Genomic DNA, 17,996 nt, shown 5'->3' with positions numbered 1-17,996 from the left:
AGCCCTTGCCTATGGCCGAGTTCATCGTGCTCCTGGCCGCCTTGTTTTCGATGATCGCCTTTTCGATCGACTCTATCCTTCCTGCCCTGCCAGACATCGCGGCGACCATGGTCCCGGACAATGTGAACCGGGCGCAGTTGGTCATCACCAGCTTTGTGATTGGCACCGGGTTGGGGCAATTGTTCTTCGGTCCGCTCTCTGATGCCTTCGGGCGGCGGGTTTCAATGGCCTCCGGGTTTGCGCTTTACATGGTTGCGGCGGCTGCGGCCTATCGTGCGCAATCTTTAGAAGCACTTTTGTTCTGGCGCTTCGTTCAGGGGCTGGGGGCCGCGGGGCCGCGCACCAATGCGATGGCGCTGACACGTGACCTTTACGAAGGGCGCACGATGGCCAAGGTCACGTCGATGGCCTTCACCTTTTTTGTCCTGGTGCCAGCGGTCGCCCCGCTGGTTGGCCAATGGGTGATCCAGGGGTTTGGATGGCGGCACATGTTCACGACCTATGTTCTCGTCGCCTTCCTGATCCTGATGTGGTTCCTGATCCGCCAACCCGAAACCCACCCGATTGAAAAACGCCGCTCGATGCGTCTGAGACCGGTGATCGAGGCGTTTGGGATCGTGTTGTCGAACCGGGTGACGCTTTTGTATATGTTCATCATCACGCTCGCCTTTGGCCAGTTGATGGCCTATCTCAGCTCTGCCCAGCAGATTTTTGTGGATGTGTTGGGCACCGGAACATCCTTCCCGCTTTATTTCGCCCTCGTGACCATCCTGTCCGCAGTGTCCGGGCTGATCAATTCGGCGTTGGTTCTGAAGTTCGGTATGCGGCGGCTGGCGATGATCGGATTTGCCACCCAGGCCTGTCTGGCGGGCACAACATTGGTCCTCTGGGCCATATTGGAACCGGAGGGCAGCATGGCGCTTTGGCTGTTTGTCGCCTGGTCCATCACGCTCTTTTTCCTGAACGGGCTGAGTTTCGGCAACCTGAACGCGCTGGCCATTCAGCCTTTGGGACATGTGGCCGGGACGGCCGCCGCCCTGATCGGCGCCCTGCCCACCATGCTGTCGGTATTGATCGCAGCGCCGGTTGGGCTTGCCTTCAACGGCACGCCCCTGCCGCTTTTGATTGGCGTCACGCTTTGTTCTGGTCTCAGTTTCCTGCTGATCCAGATTGACCGGCACAATCCCGATTAACAAAACCAGAAAACTAGTTTTCTAGTTTTCTAGTTTTCTAGTTTTCTAGTTTTCTAGTTTTCTGCAAAATGAGTTCCACGGGCGGCTTTTGCAACCCAGGTCTTCATATGTTTTCAGGTGTTTATACCGAGGGCTGGTCGGCGGCGAACCATCTCTTGGCCGAAAAAATCACGTCCCCGACGCCCCATAAAGGTCTTGCGCGCGCAGCTCAAACGCCCGCACAATCCGCTGCATCGCCTCGTTGAACACAAGCCCGATGACCTTCTGCAACACCACGCTTTTGAACTCGAAATCAACAAAAAACTCGACCTCGCACCCCTCTTCATGTGGGTGGAACTGCCAATGGGATCGTAGGTATTTGAACGGCCCATCCAGATATTCCATGTCCAGCCGCGGCGTGATCGGATCAAGGCGCGCGCGTGACCCGAACCGTTCGCGAAACACTTTGAAACTGATCACCAGATCGGCCTCGATCACTTCGGTCCCATCCGGCTGAGCTGTCCGTTTGCGCACCCGCGCGGCGGCATTCCAGGGCAGGAACTCCGGATACTTTTCGACATCCGCCACCAATTCATACATCTGCATCGGCGTGTACGGCAGAACACGTTTTTCACCATGGGTGGGCATTGGCGCTTTTTCCCTTCTCTCGCCCCTGCACATGTCTTAGGTATACGGGCGAAAATCAAGGGGCAATTCCCCGGCTTTCCTCGACCGACCAAGACGCCACAGCATACGCCAAGGACAGATCATGACCCAGCGCCCCTATACGATCGACACGCTCATTTCCGCCAAACGCATCGCAGCCCGGGTGGAACAATTGTCCGAAGCGATCCATGACGAGTTCGAAGGCACCGACAAGCTGGTGGTGGTTGGGCTTTTGCGCGGGTCTTTCGTGTTCATCGCTGACGTGGTGCGGGAATTGGACCTGCCGGTTGAGGTCGATTTTCTTGAGGCATCCTCTTATGGCAATGCGATGGAAAGCTCGCGCGAGGTGCGGATCCTCAAGGATCTGCGCGGCGAGATTGCCGGGCGCGATGTGTTGGTGGTCGAAGATATTGTCGACACCGGCCATACGCTCACCCAGGTGATCAAGCTTTTGAACGCGAAGGGGCCGAAGAAGCTGCGCACCATCGCGCTCTTGGATAAACCCTCGCGCCGCGAAGTGGATATCAAGGCGGATTGGACCGGGTTTGAAATCCCCGACGAATTTGTCGTCGGCTATGGCATTGATTACGCGCAACGCAACCGCAACCTGCCCTATATCGGCAAGGTGCGGTTTTTAGACGACGCATAAGGGGGCACGTTCATGAACCCGCGCTGGCTCTGGCGTATGTCGCGATGGGCGCGCAATCCGCCTTCGGAAAAACAGGTCAAACTGTTTCTTGCCGTGCTGGCGATTTGCTTGGCTTTGTTTGCCTATGAGTATTTTATCGGCGCGCCAGACTGGATGACCGAGTTCAAATCCCGAGGCAGAGCCCGACCCTGACACTTGCCCCGCCCCGACCCACCTAAAAAAAAGGCGCCCGGACCCCCGCGCGCCTCATTTTCTAATCAGAAATATCCCGGGGTTCGAGGGCTACCCAAAAACGATCCGGGGGATCGTTTCGCCCGAAGAACGGGCGGAGCCCAGCTTCGCTGAAAGCCGAGGGGCAGCGCCCCTCTTTCATTTCAACCTTTCGCCAGCTGTGCTTCGCGATTGGCCCGCAGACGTTCAAAATCATTGCCCGCAAAGTAAGATGACCGGGTCAGCGGCGTGGCCGAGACCATGGTGAAGCCTTTCCCGTAGGCGGCTTTCTCGTAATCCTTGAACTCGTCGGGGTGCACAAACCGTTCCACCGCGTGGTGTTTCGGCGTGGGTTGCAGATACTGGCCAATGGTCAGGAAATCGACATCTGCTGCGCGCATGTCATCCATCACCTGACGCACGCCCTGCGCGTCTTCGCCCAGCCCCACCATGATGCCCGATTTGGTGAACATCGACGGGTCCAGTTCCTTGACCCGCTGCAACAGGCGCAGCGAATGGAAATAGCGCGCGCCGGGGCGCACGGTGGGGTAAAGCCCTGGCACGGTTTCCAGATTGTGGTTGAACACGTCTGGCTTCGCGTCCACTACAACCTCCAGCACCGACGGGTCACATTTCAGGAAATCCGGGGTCAGGATCTCGATGGTGGTTTTCGGCGACTTGTGGCGGATGGCACGGATGGTCTGGGCAAAATGCTCGGCCCCGCCATCTTCCAGGTCATCCCGATCAACCGAGGTGATCACCACGTGGTTCAGGCCCAGTTTCTTCACCGCATCGGCCACACGCCCCGGTTCAAACACGTCCAGGTCATTCGGGCGGCCGGTGGCGACATTGCAGAAGGTGCAGCCGCGGGTACAGATCTCGCCCATGATCATCATGGTGGCGTGGCCCTGCGACCAACATTCCCCCGCGTTCGGACAGGCCGCTTCTTCACACACGGTCGACAGTTTGTTTTCCCGCATGATCTTGTGGGTTTCCGCATAGCCCTTGCCGCCGGGCGCGCGCACGCGGATCCAGCTGGGTTTTTTGGGCTGGGCGTTGTCCTTGCGGTGCGCCTTTTCCGGGTGGCGCTCTTCGGGCAGTTTGAGATCACGCATGGCTTGTCCTCCGATTTCCCTACTATATACGGTCCACCTGCCCCGGTGTCACCCTTCTGCATCCCGTGGGATGCAGGAATGTGATAATCGCATGGCTGGGGGGATCAGGGCCGAAATCCTGCGCCCCAAATCCGACATTTGCCGGAAACTTCACCTGTGACAAAGATTCATATTGAGACAGTTTTGGAATGTTTCTAAAACAGCGCGAGCCGGCGCGGGGATTTCGATTCCCGCCAGCCAAGATATTTAACCTTTGAATAAGGATCAGATCAGATGAAAGAAGGCGTTCGCGTTCCCAACATCACCTTCCACACCCGTGTGCGTGACGAAAGCATCGACGGCCCCAACCCGTTCCGCTGGCAGGACATGACCTCGGACGATTACTTCGCTGGCAAACGCGTGATCCTGTTCTCGCTGCCCGGCGCGTTCACCCCCACCTGCTCGACCTTCCAACTGCCCGGGTTCGAAAAGGGCGCAGAAGAGTTCGGCAAGCTGGGCATCGACGAGATCTATTGCATGTCCGTGAATGACAGCTTTGTCATGAATGCCTGGGCCCGCAACCAGGAGCTGAAAAACGTGAAAGTCATCCCCGATGGCGCCGGTGAATTCACCCGCCTGATGGGTATGCTGGTCGACAAATCCAACATCGGCTTTGGTGTCCGCTCCTGGCGTTACGCCGCCGTGATCAAAGACGGTGTGGTCGAGAAATGGTTCGAAGAGCCGGGCCGCGAAGACAACCACGGCGAAGATCCCTATGGCGAAAGCGCGCCCGAAAACGTGATGGCCTGGCTGAACGAGCAAGCCGAAGCCGTGGCATAAGCCACCCACGTTTCGAGATACAGAAAGGGCCACCCCATCGGGTGGCCCTTATCTTTGTTGCCTTGCAAATCTGGCAAGCACACATCCGATTTCGTCTTCGGTTTTGCAACGAACGACTAAGGCATCGCTGCTTTCGCGCAAGGCGTTCCCAACGGCTTTTCTAAAGGTCCAGTGTTTCCAAAGACTTCGTACCGCAAAACCATATTGCTCAAGCGGCCAATCAACGTTGCCCGGAGGAAGCTCATCACGCGTTTTACCACGGTTCCGAATGGGGCGAGTCAGAAGTCGCATAGCTCTTTTCCAAATTGGTGGGTCGAGCCAAATCAACATATCAGCCTTGGGCAATGCGAGCGGCAACATACTTGGTCCCCCTTCGACAATCCAACGCTCCCGGTCCAAATGCGTCTGCAACGCAGCTTCAATGTCTTTGCGCGGACGCTGCTCCCAACAGGTTGTCAGCTTCAGCGCATCAAATGAGATAAGAGAGTATTCAGGTCCTAAAGCCGCAAGTCGTGCCGCAAAATGGCTTTTCCCCGCTCCGTTAGCCCCGGTCACAAGAATTCGATTTGGTGTGATTGCTATCCGTTCATCACTGGCACCACGATCACCCAACCGGTTTCAACCCTTTCGCAAAATAGGCTGCATTTTTCTGGTAATACACCGCCGAGGCGATGAGCGATTGTTTGGTGATCTCGTCGATCTCGCGCACGATCTTGCCGGGGCTGCCCAGCACCATCGACCCATCTGGGACCTCTTTGCCTTCGGTCACTAGGGCCCCTGCCCCGATCAGGCATCCTTTGCCGATTTTGGCGCCGTTCATCACGGTGGCGTTCATGCCAATCAGAGTATTGTCGCCAATCGTGCAACCATGCAAAAGCACCTTGTGGCCGACCGTGACATTGGCCCCAAGCGTCAGCGGAAAGCCCAGATCGGTGTGAAAGACGCAGTTTTCCTGCACATTTGTGCCTTCGCCCACATCGATCAGCTCGTTATCACCCCGCAGGGTGCAACCGAACCAGATCGAGGCTTTGGCCCCAACCTTTACGCGCCCGATCACATTGGCATCGGGGGCGACCCAGGCGGCCGGGTCAATCTCGGGCGCGACCCCGTCCAGTTCGTAAATCATGTGTTCCCTTCCTCAAATTCGGCTTGCAGCTTGCGCACGTGATCCAGCAGGCCGGGCTGTTGGTTACGGCGTTCGCGGGTGGCTTCGACAATGGTGATCAGCTTTTCTGCGGTTGCTTCCAGATCATCGTTGACCAGCACGTAATCATAGCTGCCCCAATGGCTGATTTCGTCCCAGCTTTTCTGCATCCGTTTCTGGATCACCTCGTCACTGTCCTGGCCCCGGCTGATCAGACGGGCGCGCAGCTCGGTGATCGACGGGGGCAGGATGAAGATCGACAGCGAATGCGAGGCCAGCGCCGAATTGCGGATCTGCACCTCGCCCTGCCAATCCACGTCAAACAAAACGTCATGTCCACTTTCAATCGCTTTGCGCACCGGTTCGGATGGCGAGCCGTAGAAGTTGCCAAACACATGGGCATGTTCCAGCATTTCACCCTGCGCGACCATTTCGCGAAAGCGGCTTTCATCGACAAAGTGATAATCCTTGCCGTCAACTTCCCCGTCACGTGGGTTGCGGGTGGTGGCGGACACCGAGAAGCTGAGCGTCGGATCCCAGTCCATCAGCCGTTTGGCCAGCGTGGATTTCCCTGCGCCCGAGGGCGAAGACAGGATGATCAGCAAACCGCGTCGATTGTCGAAATTGCCCATTGGCGTCACTCCAAATTCTGCACTTGTTCACGCATCTGATCGATCACGTGCTTGAGGTCCAGCCCGACGGTTGTCAATTCCTTGAACTGGGCCTTGGAACAAAGCGTATTGGCCTCGCGGTTGAACTCTTGCATCAGGAAGTCGAGCTTGCGCCCCACCGGCGTGTCGCTGGCCAGATGATCCCGCGCCGCGCCCACATGGGCGGCCAGCCGGTCCAGCTCCTCGCGTACATCGGTTTTCACCGCAATCAACGCCAGTTCCTGGGCCAGCCGGTCGGCGTCCACCCCATCCACATTGTCCGTCACCCGCGCAAGGCTGGCGGTCAGGTTGTCTTTCAGGGCCTGCTGGCGATCGTCCAGAAGGGCTTCGGATTTGGCCACAAGATCCGCCACCTCATCCACCTGGCCGGTCAGAATGCTGACCAGTTCCGCGCCTTCCCGGGCGCGGGCGGCGGTGAACTCCGCCACCAGATCAGGGATCTGCGCCTTCAGCGCGGACAGCAGCGGCGCGAGGTCCTGGTCATCATTGCTGGCGGTTTCCATCACGCCGCGCATGGCGGCAATATCCGTGGCATGGATCGGGGCCACATCCACCCCTTTGGCGCGGGCCTCGGCGGTGATCGTATCCAGCAGGCCAAGCGCGTGCGAGAGCCCATCGGGGCTGATTGCCACCTGCCCAACGTCCTCCGCGCGACTGATGCGCAGGCCCACCGTCACATTGCCGCGCGCCACCTGCCCCTTGAGCGCCCCCCGCAGCACCTCATCCAGACCAGGCAGCCAATCGGGCAATCGCAGCCGTATGTCCAGCCCCCGCGCATTGACCGAGCGCATGTCCCAATTCCAGCTATAGGGCCCGTCTTCGCCCGTCATGCTTGCAAAGCCTGTCATTGATTGCGCCATGGTCACATCCCGTTCCTTCAACTGAGTGGCAGTTAACCATTTGATAAGTTTTATCACCACATTTTAACAGAATGTGGCATATTAACAGTATGGTAACGAATACCCCGAGACCAGTTAACAGACGGTCACCAAAGGAACAAGAATGACCTTGATGACCCCGACACCCTGAGGACGCCGCCATGAAGATCGATTATGTGAAAGACGGGAACGTGATTTCCATCGCCGCTGCGCGGACCGACCTGAAATTCCCGGCCGTATCCCAGGCCGAAGCCTATTGGCACGGGCTGTGTGACGGAAGGATCGTTCCGAACCGGTCGGATGTAAACCCTCGTGGTATTTCAAATATCCTGTCCCATGCCTTCATCCTGGAAAAAATTGCGCCGGGTATGGCGAAAATCCGGCTGGCGGGTCAGGCGATCTCTGACATTTTGGGCATGGAAATGCGCGGAATGCCGATCACCGCTCTTTTTGCACCCGAGGCGCGCCACGATCTTCAGAACGCCCTTGAGCAACTCTTCGACAGCCCGGCAACGGTTCAGGCATCTTTGGTCAGCGAAGGTGGGTTCACCCGAAAGCGACTGGAGGCCCAGATGTTTCTGGCCCCGCTGCGCGACGATCAGGGCCGCGTGACCCGCGCCCTGGGCACCCTGCAGCTGCGGACCGAGATTGACCGCGCCCCGCGCCGGTTCAAGCTGCATAATCTGAACATCACAGAACGTGTGCGCGACGAGGCCTTGCCCCCGCGTCGCACATATCCGTTGGAAAACACCGGAACCGTTGAAGCCGCCTATCGCCAGATCCCGGGCTTTGCCGAACATGGTCAGGGTCAAGACCTGCGCCAGGATCTGCGCAATAGCGCAGGTGACGCCTCCAAATCGGACAAGAAAGCCCCCTACCGCCCCCATCTTCGATTGGTGGATGCGGATTAGAGCGCGTGGCGTTCATTCGCAGTCACGCGACCCACTCAAACGTCTTGATGTCGCATGTCCGAGGAGCGCAATACCGGGACCCACGTTTGCGCGACATGCTCGAGGGCGTCACAGGATGCGCGGTGCATCGATAGGGATCTCCCCGACCTGATCTCATCAACAGGTCATGGTCGGGACGGAATTTAAAAGAGCCTTTTCAAAAAGCAGTTTCACAAAAGCCCTTTCAAAAGAAAAACCCCGGAGAACCCGGGGTTTTTCTTTTTTACAACAGAGGCCTGTAGCGCCCTCTTCAACCGATCAACCAGCTTTGCGGGCCTCGGAGGGCAGACGCAGCGACGACAGCTCTTCGGCCACCAGGAACGCCAGTTCAAGAGATTGCGACGCGTTCAAGCGCGGATCACAGGCGGTGTGGTAGCGATCGGAAAGATCTTCATCCGTCACGGCCCGCACGCCCCCGGTGCATTCGGTCACATCGGTGCCGGTCATCTCGAAATGCACGCCGCCAGGGATGGTGCCCTGGGATTGGTGCACGGCAAAGAATTCCTGCACCTCTTTCAGCACGCTGTCGAAGGGGCGGGTTTTATAACCCGAGGCCGATTTGATCGTGTTCCCATGCATCGGGTCACAGGACCAGACCACATTGGCGCCTTCCGCTTTCACGGTTTCCACAAGGCGCGGCAGGTGATCGCCCACCTTGCCCGCCCCGAAACGAGCGATCAGGGTCAGGCGGCCCGCTTCGTTGTCCGGGTTCAGCTTGTTCATCAGAACCTTCAGATCTTCTTCGGTGGTGGTCGGGCCGCATTTCAGACCAATCGGGTTGATCACACCACGCAGGAATTCCACATGGGCGCCGTCGGGCTGACGGGTGCGGTCCCCGATCCACAGCATATGGCCAGACCCGGCCACGGTTTTGCCGGTGGTTTTGTCCTGACGGGTCAGCGCCTCTTCATATTCCAACAGCAGACCTTCATGCGAGGTGTAGAAATCGACGGTTTGCAGCGTGTGCATCCGGTCTGCGGTCACACCGGCGGATTTCATGAAATCCAGGCTGTCCTGAATGCGTTCCGCCATGGCACGATATTTCTCGGCCTCGCCACCTTCGGTGAATTCCAGCGTCCATTGGTGGACCTGATGCACATCCGCCAGACCCCCGGTGGAATAGGCACGCAACAGGTTCAGCGTCGCCGCCGATTGCGTATAGGCCTGCAACATTTTCTTAGGGTCGGGAATGCGGGCATCCGAGGTGAAATCCAGCTCGTTGATGATATCCCCGCGATAGCTTGGCAATTCGGTGCCATCGACGGTTTCCGTCGGGGCCGAGCGCGGCTTGGCGAACTGCCCGGCCATACGACCCACCTTGACCACCGGCACCTTGGCCCCGAAGGTCAGCACCATGGCCATCTGCAACATCACTTTGAACGTGTCACGAATGCCATCGGCCGAAAAATCCGCAAAGCTTTCAGCACAATCGCCGCCTTGCAGCAGGAAGGCCTCGCCGCGCGACGCCTTGCCCAGCTCTTCTTTCAGGCGAATGGCTTCCCCTGCAAAAACCAGCGGAGGATACTTGCCAAGCTGCGCTTCGACCTCGGCCAACGCAGCCGGGTCGGTATAGTCGGGCATCTGTACTCTTGGCTTATTGCGCCAGGCCGACTTGTTCCAATCCGTCATGATCTTTGCTCCATATTAACGGGTCTACCCCCTCCCCGGGGTATCAAGGCCCCTTTGATAGCGCCTCTCCCCCAGAGGTGCAAACAATGTTATGTTTCAAGAATGTGACGCGCGCCCGCGCAATTCGCTTGAACGGGTCGCCCAAAACTGATGAGGTAATCTTCAACTCGAAAAAAGCCTCATGGAGCAAATGAGTCGCCAATGAACCAACGCGCATCCCAGGATCAGGACAAACCCACGACCAGCGGAAATGGACCCCGCCGTTTCGTTTTTGTGCTGGTGAATGACTTCACCCTGCTGAGTTTTGCAGGGGCCGTGGATGCGTTGCGCATCGCCAACCGGGCGTCGGGGCAAAAGCTTTATGAATGGACCTTGATGAGCGAAGGGGGACGCGATGTCACCTGCTCTGCCGGGGCCACGTTTTCGGTGGACAGCGACCTGGAAGACCTGCGGCGCGATGATATCGTGATGATCTGTTCCGGGGTTCAGGTGCAATCGAACAGTTCGCCCAAACTGCTCAGCTGGCTCAGACGCGAAGCGCGCCGGGGCGTTCAGATTGCCGGGCTCTGCACCGCCTCTCATATCATGGCAAAGGCCGGGCTTCTGTCGGAAAAACGGGCCACGATCCATTGGGAAAACCATGACAGTTTTGCCGAGGAATTTGACGATGTGGATCTGACCAAGCGGATCTTTGTCATCGACGGCGCGCGCATGACGGCGGCGGGTGGCACCGCGTCAATGGATCTGATGCTGAAACTGATCGCCCAGCAACAGGGCGAAGAGGTTGCCAATGTGGTGGCCGATCAGCAGATTTACACCTCGATCCGCACCGATCGTGACAGCCAGCGCCTGTCAGTGCCCACCCGGATTGGCGTGCGCCATCCGAAACTGTCCGAGGTGATCCAGCGCATGGAAAGCAATATCGAGGAACCGATTTCCCCCTCGATCCTGGCCAGCGATGTGGGCATGTCCACCCGCCAGCTGGAACGCCTGTTCCGCCGCTACCTGAACCGCTCGCCCAAACGTTATTATATGGAACTGCGCCTGCAAAAGGCCCGCAACCTTTTGATGCAGACGGATATGAGCGTGATCAACGTGGCCCTGGCCTGCGGCTTTTCCAGCCCGTCGCATTTCTCGAAATGTTACCGGTCTCATTATGACACCACACCCTATCGCGAACGCGGCAGCCAGTCTGGGGCGCAAGCAAGCTAACCCCTACATATCGAGATATATGAAACCATCGCAACTTGTTGAACTGTTTCGACAATTCACCTTTGTGCGTCTTTTTGCCGAACAGCGGCAAACAATCGACAGGAGGGCGGATTTGATGCGCATTTCTTCGCTTGCGGGGCTTTTCATTTCCCCTATTCGGTCCTAGGGTACCCATCGGGAGAATTTTCCAATTGGGAGAAAAACATATGAAAAAGATGCTGATGGCGACCGCCGCCACCGCACTGATGACCGGCACCGCCTTTGCGCATGATCACGTCATCAAACTGGGCACCATTCTGGGCTATACCGGCCCGATCGAAAGCCTGACCCCGCATATGGCGGCTGGTGCCGAACTGGCCATGGAAGAAGTGTCCGCCTCTGGCCTGCTGCTGGGTGGCAAGACCGTGGAATCGGTGCGTGCGGATTCGACCTGTGTCGACAGCGCCGCCGCCACCGCTGCTGCTGAAAAGCTGATCAACTCGGATGGCGTCAAAGGCCTGATGGGTCCGGATTGTTCCGGCGTGACCGGCGCGGTTCTGGCCAATGTGGCTGTACCGAACGGTATCGTGATGATCTCGCCCTCGGCCACCTCGCCGGGCCTGACCGAAGCCGAAGACAATGGCCTGTTTTTCCGCACCGCCCCGTCGGATGCGCGTCAGTCCAGCGTCATGGCTGAGATCCTTAAAGAAAACGGCGTGGGCTCGGTTGCTGTGACCTACACCAACAACGACTACGGCAAAGGCATGGCTGACGCGTTCAAAGCCGCGTTTGAAGCCGCCGGTGGCGAAGTCACCATCGTCGCGGCCCACGAAGATGGCAAAGCCGACTATACCGCAGAAGTGGGCGCGCTGGCCTCCGCTGGCGGGGACGTTCTGGTGGTTGCCGGTTACGTGGACCAAGGTGGCGCAGGCATCGTGCGCGGGGCGCTCGACACCGGTGCGTTTGACAGCTTCCACTTCCCCGATGGCATGATCGGCGAGAACCTGGAAAAGAACTTCGGCGCCGAAGTTGAAGGCTCCACCGGTCAGCTGGCCGGCACCGACAGCCCGGGCGCTGCCACCTTTGCTGAACTCGCGGGCGACAAGTTCACAGTCGACAGCCCCTACACCGGCGAAAGCTATGACGCGGCGGCCCTGATCCTGCTGGCCATGCAGGCTGCGGGGTCGGCAGAATCGGCAGATTACGCCTCAAAAGTGGAAATGGTTGCCAACGCCCCGGGTGAAAAGATCTATCCGGGTGAACTGGCCAAAGGCCTGCAGATCCTGGCCGACGGTGGCGACATTGACTATGTGGGTGCAACCGCGGTTGAGCTGATCAACGGTGGCGAAGCCTCGGGTGGCTATCGCCAGATCGAGATCAAAGACGGCAAGATCGAAACGGTTCAGTTCCGCTGATCCCATTGCCATAACGCCAAATGAAGCAGCCCGGAGTTTTCCGGGCTGTTTCAGTAAGATAAGCAGCGTTCTTAAAGCTGTGAGAGGGGAAGACATGATCGTCATAGAAGACGTTCACAAGCACTTTGGCGGCTTTCGGGCCGTGGATGGTGCAACGATGCGGATCGAGGATCGGTCGATCACCGGTCTGATCGGGCCAAATGGGGCGGGCAAAACCACGCTATTCAATGTGATCGCCGGGGTGCTGAAACCAACCTCGGGTCGGATCACCATGGCGGGTGAAGACATCACCGGATTGCCGCCGCATGAACTGTTTCACAAGGGCCTTTTGCGCACCTTCCAGATTGCCCATGAATTTGGATCCATGACCTGTCGGGAAAACCTGATGATGGTGCCGGGCGGACAGTCGGGCGAGCAGCTGTGGAACACCTGGTTTGGTCGCAAACGCATCGCGGACGAGGAACGCGCCCTGCGCGCCAAAGCCGATGAAGTGCTTGAGTTTCTGACCATTTCCCATATCGCCGACCTGCGCGCCGGTGAAATTTCGGGCGGACAGAAAAAGCTGTTGGAACTGGGCCGCACCATGATGGTCGACGCCAAAATCGTCTTTCTCGACGAGGTGGGCGCAGGCGTGAACCGCACGCTTCTTTACACCATCGCCGACGCGATCAAGCGCCTGAATGAAGAGCGTGGCTATACCTTTGTCGTGATCGAACATGACATGGATTTCATCGAGAAACTTTGCGACCCGGTCATTTGTATGGCCGAGGGCAAAGTGCTCGCTCAGGGCACATTGGCCGAGATTAAAGCCAATGAACAGGTGATCGAGGCCTATCTCGGCACCGGGCTCAAGAACAAGAAAGAGGAGGCATAAATGGCTGACCCTTTCCTGATTGGTGACAAGATGACGGGGGGCTATGGCAAACATGGCCCGGACATCCTGCATGATTGCACCATTTCCGTCGAAAAAGGCGAGATTGCCGTGATTGTCGGCCCCAATGGCGCGGGCAAATCCACCGGTATGAAAGCCGTCTTTGGGATGCTGAACCTGCGTCAGGGCGCGGTGTGCCTGGATGGCGAGGACATCACCAGCCTGTCCCCGCAAATGCGCGTGCGCAAAGGTATGGGATTTGTACCACAGACCCACAACATCTTTGGCTCCATGTCGGTGCAAGAGAACCTGGAAATGGGCGGCTTCATCCGCACCGACGATATTTCGGAAACCATCGAACAGGTCTACGAGCTTTTCCCGATCCTGCGCGAAAAACGCAACCAGGCGGCGGGAGAGCTGTCGGGCGGGCAGCGTCAACAGGTGGCCGTGGGCCGCGCGCTGATGACCAAACCCACCGTTCTGATGCTGGACGAACCCACTGCGGGGGTATCCCCCATTGTGATGGACGAGCTGTTTGACCGGATCATCGAAGTGGCAAAGACGGGAATTTCGATCCTGATGGTCGAACAAAACGCCCGTCAAGCGCTTGAAATCGCAGACAAAGGCTATGTTCTGGTGCAGGGGCGCAATGCCCATACCGGAACTGGCAAATCCCTTCTGGCCGACCCCGAGGTCCGCCAATCGTTCCTGGGGGGCTGATCTTATGGATTTCCTCAATGCAATTGTGGCGCTCAGTAACTTCGTTCTGATACCCGCTATTTCCTACGGCTCGCAGCTTGCCATTGGCGCGCTGGGGGTCACGATGATCTATGGCATCCTGCGCTTTTCCAACTTCGCTCATGGCGACAGTATGGCGTTTGGCACCATGGTCACGATCTTTGTCACCTGGTGGTTCCAGTCGATGGGCGTGTCGATTGCGCCGCTGCCCACCGCCCTTCTCGCCCTGCCCTTCGGCATCCTTGGCATGGCGCTAATGGTGCTGGCGACGGACCGGGTGGTCTATCGTTTTTACCGACAGGTGAAGGCGAAACCGATTGTCTTTGTGATGGCCTCGCTGGGGGTGATGTTCATCATGAACGGCATTGTCCGCTTCCTGATCGGCCCCGGGGAACAGCGGTTCGCCGATGGCGCGCGCTTCATCATCAAAGCCCGTGATTTCAAAGAGATGACGGGCCTTCGCGAAGGGCTTGCCTTCAAGACCAGCCAGGGCATCACCATCATCACCGCAATTGTGGTGGTGGCGTTCCTCTTTTGGTTCCTGAACAAGACCCGCACCGGCAAATCGATGCGCGCGTTTTCCGACAATGAGGATCTGGCGCTGCTCTCGGGCATCAACCCGGAACGTGTGGTGATGGTCACCTGGATCATTGTCGCGGCGCTGATCACCATCGCCGGTGTGCTTTACGGTCTGGACAAGAGCTTTAAGCCCTTCACCTATTTCCAGCTGTTGCTGCCGATCTTTGCTTCGGCCATCGTTGGCGGTCTGGGCAATCCGCTGGGCGCAATTGCCGGTGGGTTCGTGATTGCCTTCTCCGAGGTCACAATCACCTATGCCTGGAAGAAAGTGGCGGTCTATCTGTTGCCAGACGCGCTGGAGCCCTCGGGCCTCGCCCAGCTCCTGTCCACCGACTATAAATTTGCGGTCAGCTTTGTGATCCTGATCGTGGTACTGCTGATCAAGCCCACCGGGCTTTTCAAGGGGCAATCGGTATGACGAAAGATATGCGCACACCAATTCTCTTTGCCATCATGGCCCTTCTGTTTGTGCTGGAAGGCAGCACGAATTTCTGGGTCTTTTCGGGCAGTTGGAACACATCTTTCGCGATCCTCAATATGGCGCTGATCTCGGCGATCATGGCCTTGGGGGTGAACCTGCAATGGGGCTATGCGGGGCTTTTCAATGTGGGGATCATGGGGTTTGTCGCCCTTGGCGGTCTGGCGACCGTGCTGATTTCCATGCCCGCCACCCCCGGCGCCTGGACCGGCGGGGGCTTTCGCATTGTGTTTGGCCTACTGTTGGGCGCGGCCACGATTGTCGCCGCAATCATGGCCTATAAACGCATGACACCGGGGCGCACCCGTGGCTTGGTGCTTTTCGCCATCCTCGCCGTGGGATTCTTTGTGTTCCGTTATGTGTTTGATGGCGGCGTGGCAGGCGTTGAAGCGATCAACCCGGCCTCCACCGGCAATATCGGCGGCCTGAACCCCGGCGGTCCGGACGGCTACAAAGATCACGGTTATATGGCGATCCTCGCCTGGCCCGTCGGCGGCCTGTTGGCTGCGGGCGCCGCGTGGCTTGTTGGGAAAACGGCCCTCGGTCTGCGCTCGGATTACCTGGCCATTGCCACGCTGGGCATTGCCGAGATTGTGCTGGCAGTGATCAAGAACGAAGACTGGCTGGCCCGGGGCGTGAAAAACGTGATCGGCCTGCCCCGCCCGGTGCCCTATGAGGTGGACCTGCAACAAAGCGCCGAGTTTGCCGCACGCGCCGAGCGCCTTGGCATGGATGTCACCACGGCCTCGACCATTGCGGTGAAACTGTCCTATGGCGTGATCTTCACCGTGATCTTGGTGGTGCTTTTGGTGCTGGCGCAGCTGTCGCTGAAATCGCCCTGGGGCCGCATGATGCGCGCGATCCGTGACAACGAAGTCGCCGCACAGGCGATGGGCAAGGATGTGACAAAGCGCCATCTGCAGATCTTCATCCTCGGCTCCGCGATCTGTGGTCTGGCCGGCGCGATGATGACCACGCTGGACGGGCAGTTGACGCCGGGCACCTATCAGCCGCTGCGCTTCACCTTCCTGATCTGGGTGATGGTGATTGTCGGTGGGTCGGGCAACAACTTTGGTGCGGTGCTGGGCGGTCTTCTGATCTGGTTCTTCTGGATCAAGGTGGAACCGATTGGCAACTGGCTGATGGAAGTTGTGACCTATGGCATGGCGGACGGGTCTGCGCTCAAGACACACCTGCTGAACTCGGCGGCGCATATGCGGCTGTTTTCGATGGGGATTGTGCTGCTTCTGGTGCTGCGGTTCAGCCCGCGCGGGTTGATCCCGGAAAAGTAAGCGGATCGAAGAATGACCCGCTCCCCCCATCTTTGCATCGTGCTCTTGGCCGCTGGCCGGTCCACGCGGATGGGGGGGGCGGACAAGCTTTTGCGGCCCATTGGCGGCAAGTCTCTTTTGGAAGATCGCGTTGAAACCGCCTTGTCGACAGGGTTCGATCTTCACCTCACCCTTCCCCCAAAAGATCAGGGTCCTGCCCGGTGGGAGATCGCCAAAGGATACCCGCTGCGCACCGTTGATTGTGACGCCACGCCGCCGGGTATGGGCGAGAGCCTGGCCGCGGTTTTTTCGTCGCTGGACAGCGCGTATGATGGTGCGTTGGTGATGCTGGCGGATATGCCGGATCTGAGCTCGGCAGATCTTCTAACGGTGGCAGATGCCTTTGACCCGGAAAAGGTGACACGTGGCGCAAGCGCGGCGGGCCAGCCCGGTCACCCGGTACTGATCCCGCAGCGGCTGTTTGCGCAGATGGCGCAGTTGTCAGGGGATCGGGGGGCACAGGTGCTTTTGAAGCAAGAAGAGGTCACGTTGATCCCCCTGCCCGGCCAACACGCCCTGACCGATCTGGACACCCCGGCGGATTGGAGCGCGTACACGGCCCGCTTGCCTCATCAAACAGACAGTTGACCTCTCGTCCTTCCAACACGATCCGATCCTGAATGTAATTGGCCAGGGCCGGATCATGGGCCAGGCGCGGCAAGGCGTTGATGATATCATCCGCCACCTCGGGCGCGAGCATGCGGATACGCGGCATATCGGGGACAAAACTTTCCACCCAGAAATCACCGACCTGAACCAGTTCAAACCGATCAAACAAAAGATGGACCAGTGTCGGCGTGGCCGATGAGGCCGGTTCAAACCGCCCCAATCCCGACAGGGCGTGCGCGGGGCACAGCACTTCGTGATCGCCAAACAGGATTTCCGCCAGAGGGGATTGCTGCAAAACAAGGTGGTTGGGGGCCAGGATCATCTGGCTGCGACTGCCATCATCATTCATGACTCGCACCAGAGGGCCTTCATCGGCGTTCAGCCGCGAAAACCCAATCCAGCGCAGGCATTGTTGCCCATGGTCCAGCGTATGAACCATATCGCCCACACGCAGATCACGAGCCGCCTTCGGCCCCTGCGCTGTCTCAACAACGGCATTGGAGGAAATGCCAGAAGAAGAATACCCGTGTGGGCGCCGCCGCAGAGGGTGAAGCTGCGTGGAATGGGTGTGCAAAAGCACCTGTCGGGTTTGCTCCGGCTCGAAATCGGTCTGCACATCACGCAGGAAAAACATGTACTGCCTCAAAACTCAACTGAACACATGTTTAGAATTACAGATCAATCATGCCCGAAATGTGAACAGAGCAAGGTAATTGCAGACACCCGGTGGCGCAAAATGTCGAAAATTGAAACCGAAGACCATATTGCCGCCCAAATGGTTTAAATTTCGACCGGAATTTTAACGAAATACCCGACGCGCGCCCCCGAAAATCAAGAAGGCCCCGCGCAGATTGCGCGAGACCTTCGGTTTCAGCCCCCGT

General features: G+C 58.3%; 20 protein-coding genes. 12 read left to right on the top strand and 8 right to left on the bottom strand.

What is annotated here, in order from left to right; translation table 11 throughout:
* The first annotated feature begins 11 nt into the window (after positions 1-11).
* Complete coding sequence (locus ACP15V_RS07530; RefSeq protein WP_424943056.1) at positions 12-1,193, top strand: multidrug effflux MFS transporter; 1,182 nt, start codon at positions 12-14, stop codon at positions 1,191-1,193.
* Positions 1,194-1,361: 168 nt separating this feature from the next.
* On the opposite strand, the gene ACP15V_RS07525 is transcribed toward ACP15V_RS07530, so the two are convergent.
* Entirely contained in the window at positions 1,362-1,820 is a 459-nt protein-coding gene (locus ACP15V_RS07525; RefSeq protein WP_424943055.1) for a type II toxin-antitoxin system RatA family toxin, read from the bottom strand.
* A gap of 121 nt (positions 1,821-1,941) precedes the next feature.
* Between ACP15V_RS07525 and hpt the strand changes: the two genes are divergently transcribed.
* Positions 1,942-2,487, top strand: coding sequence for a hypoxanthine phosphoribosyltransferase (gene hpt / locus ACP15V_RS07520; protein WP_424943054.1), 546 nt, complete (start codon positions 1,942-1,944; stop codon positions 2,485-2,487).
* A 12-nt stretch (positions 2,488-2,499) separates the two neighbouring features.
* Positions 2,500-2,679 (top strand): hypothetical protein, encoded by a 180-nt coding sequence (locus tag ACP15V_RS07515; RefSeq protein WP_424943053.1) that lies wholly within the window; start codon positions 2,500-2,502, stop codon positions 2,677-2,679.
* Between the two features lie 182 nt (positions 2,680-2,861).
* Here the strand turns inward: ACP15V_RS07515 and lipA are convergent, their stop codons facing one another.
* The gene (gene lipA, locus ACP15V_RS07510) at positions 2,862-3,812 is read right to left on the bottom strand and encodes a lipoyl synthase (protein WP_424943052.1); all 951 of its coding nucleotides are present in this window, start codon (positions 3,810-3,812) and stop codon (positions 2,862-2,864) included.
* Between the two features lie 273 nt (positions 3,813-4,085).
* Here lipA and ACP15V_RS07505 point away from each other — a divergent pair, with 273 nt between their 5' ends.
* Positions 4,086-4,631 (top strand): peroxiredoxin, encoded by a 546-nt coding sequence (locus ACP15V_RS07505; protein WP_424943051.1) that lies wholly within the window; start codon positions 4,086-4,088, stop codon positions 4,629-4,631.
* Between the two features lie 48 nt (positions 4,632-4,679).
* Here ACP15V_RS07505 and ACP15V_RS07500 read toward each other — a convergent pair whose 3' ends face one another.
* Genes ACP15V_RS07500 through ACP15V_RS07485 form a run of 4 tightly spaced genes read right to left on the bottom strand, consistent with a single transcriptional unit; the run spans position 4,680 to position 7,294 of the window.
* Complete coding sequence (locus tag ACP15V_RS07500; RefSeq protein ID WP_424943050.1) at positions 4,680-5,243, bottom strand: DNA topology modulation protein FlaR; 564 nt, start codon at positions 5,241-5,243, stop codon at positions 4,680-4,682.
* On the bottom strand, positions 5,236-5,757 hold the full coding sequence (locus ACP15V_RS07495; protein WP_424943049.1) for a gamma carbonic anhydrase family protein: 522 nt from the start codon (positions 5,755-5,757) through the stop codon (positions 5,236-5,238). The genes ACP15V_RS07500 and ACP15V_RS07495 overlap by 8 nt, the downstream gene beginning before the upstream one ends.
* Complete coding sequence (gene gmk / locus ACP15V_RS07490) at positions 5,754-6,407, bottom strand: guanylate kinase (RefSeq protein ID WP_424943048.1); 654 nt, start codon at positions 6,405-6,407, stop codon at positions 5,754-5,756. Before gmk ends, ACP15V_RS07495 begins: the two co-directional genes overlap by 4 nt.
* A 5-nt stretch (positions 6,408-6,412) precedes the next feature.
* Complete coding sequence (locus ACP15V_RS07485; RefSeq protein WP_424943047.1) at positions 6,413-7,294, bottom strand: YicC/YloC family endoribonuclease; 882 nt, start codon at positions 7,292-7,294, stop codon at positions 6,413-6,415.
* Positions 7,295-7,485: 191 nt separating this feature from the next.
* Here ACP15V_RS07485 and ACP15V_RS07480 point away from each other — a divergent pair, with 191 nt between their 5' ends.
* Entirely contained in the window at positions 7,486-8,235 is a 750-nt protein-coding gene (locus ACP15V_RS07480; RefSeq protein ID WP_424943046.1) for a PAS domain-containing protein, read from the top strand.
* Between the two features lie 297 nt (positions 8,236-8,532).
* Here ACP15V_RS07480 and ACP15V_RS07475 read toward each other — a convergent pair whose 3' ends face one another.
* On the bottom strand, positions 8,533-9,903 hold the full coding sequence (locus tag ACP15V_RS07475; RefSeq protein ID WP_424943045.1) for a class II 3-deoxy-7-phosphoheptulonate synthase: 1,371 nt from the start codon (positions 9,901-9,903) through the stop codon (positions 8,533-8,535).
* Positions 9,904-10,104: 201 nt separating this feature from the next.
* Between ACP15V_RS07475 and ACP15V_RS07470 the strand changes: the two genes are divergently transcribed.
* The 7 genes from ACP15V_RS07470 to ACP15V_RS07440 all read left to right on the top strand — a co-directional run bounded on the left by ACP15V_RS07470 (position 10,105) and on the right by ACP15V_RS07440 (position 17,094).
* On the top strand, positions 10,105-11,115 hold the full coding sequence (locus ACP15V_RS07470; RefSeq protein WP_424943044.1) for a GlxA family transcriptional regulator: 1,011 nt from the start codon (positions 10,105-10,107) through the stop codon (positions 11,113-11,115).
* Positions 11,116-11,321: 206 nt separating this feature from the next.
* On the top strand, positions 11,322-12,509 hold the full coding sequence (locus ACP15V_RS07465; RefSeq protein ID WP_424943043.1) for an ABC transporter substrate-binding protein: 1,188 nt from the start codon (positions 11,322-11,324) through the stop codon (positions 12,507-12,509).
* A gap of 94 nt (positions 12,510-12,603) precedes the next feature.
* A complete protein-coding gene (locus tag ACP15V_RS07460; protein ID WP_424943042.1) occupies positions 12,604-13,383 on the top strand; it encodes an ABC transporter ATP-binding protein in 780 nt (259 codons plus the stop codon).
* A complete protein-coding gene (locus tag ACP15V_RS07455; RefSeq protein WP_424943041.1) occupies positions 13,384-14,100 on the top strand; it encodes an ABC transporter ATP-binding protein in 717 nt (238 codons plus the stop codon). It begins immediately after the preceding gene.
* A 4-nt stretch (positions 14,101-14,104) separates the two neighbouring features.
* Positions 14,105-15,115: a branched-chain amino acid ABC transporter permease gene (locus ACP15V_RS07450; RefSeq protein WP_424943040.1), complete on the top strand. Its 1,011-nt coding sequence runs from the start codon at positions 14,105-14,107 to the stop codon at positions 15,113-15,115.
* Entirely contained in the window at positions 15,112-16,467 is a 1,356-nt protein-coding gene (locus tag ACP15V_RS07445; protein ID WP_424943039.1) for a branched-chain amino acid ABC transporter permease, read from the top strand. Before ACP15V_RS07450 ends, ACP15V_RS07445 begins: the two co-directional genes overlap by 4 nt.
* Positions 16,468-16,479: 12 nt before the next feature.
* Positions 16,480-17,094, top strand: a complete 615-nt coding sequence (locus tag ACP15V_RS07440) for a nucleotidyltransferase family protein (protein WP_424943038.1) — start codon at positions 16,480-16,482, stop codon at positions 17,092-17,094.
* On the opposite strand, the gene ACP15V_RS07435 is transcribed toward ACP15V_RS07440, so the two are convergent.
* Entirely contained in the window at positions 16,991-17,749 is a 759-nt protein-coding gene (locus ACP15V_RS07435; RefSeq protein WP_424943037.1) for a Hint domain-containing protein, read from the bottom strand. The genes ACP15V_RS07440 and ACP15V_RS07435 overlap by 104 nt on opposite strands.
* Between the last annotated feature and the right edge of the window lie 247 nt (positions 17,750-17,996).

Source organism: Aliiroseovarius crassostreae, from assembly GCF_049803815.1.
GTDB classification, from domain to species: Bacteria; Pseudomonadota; Alphaproteobacteria; order Rhodobacterales; family Rhodobacteraceae; genus Aliiroseovarius; species Aliiroseovarius crassostreae_A.
Note: the sequence above shows the minus strand (reverse complement) of the source record. Positions and strands in the feature narration are given on the sequence as shown.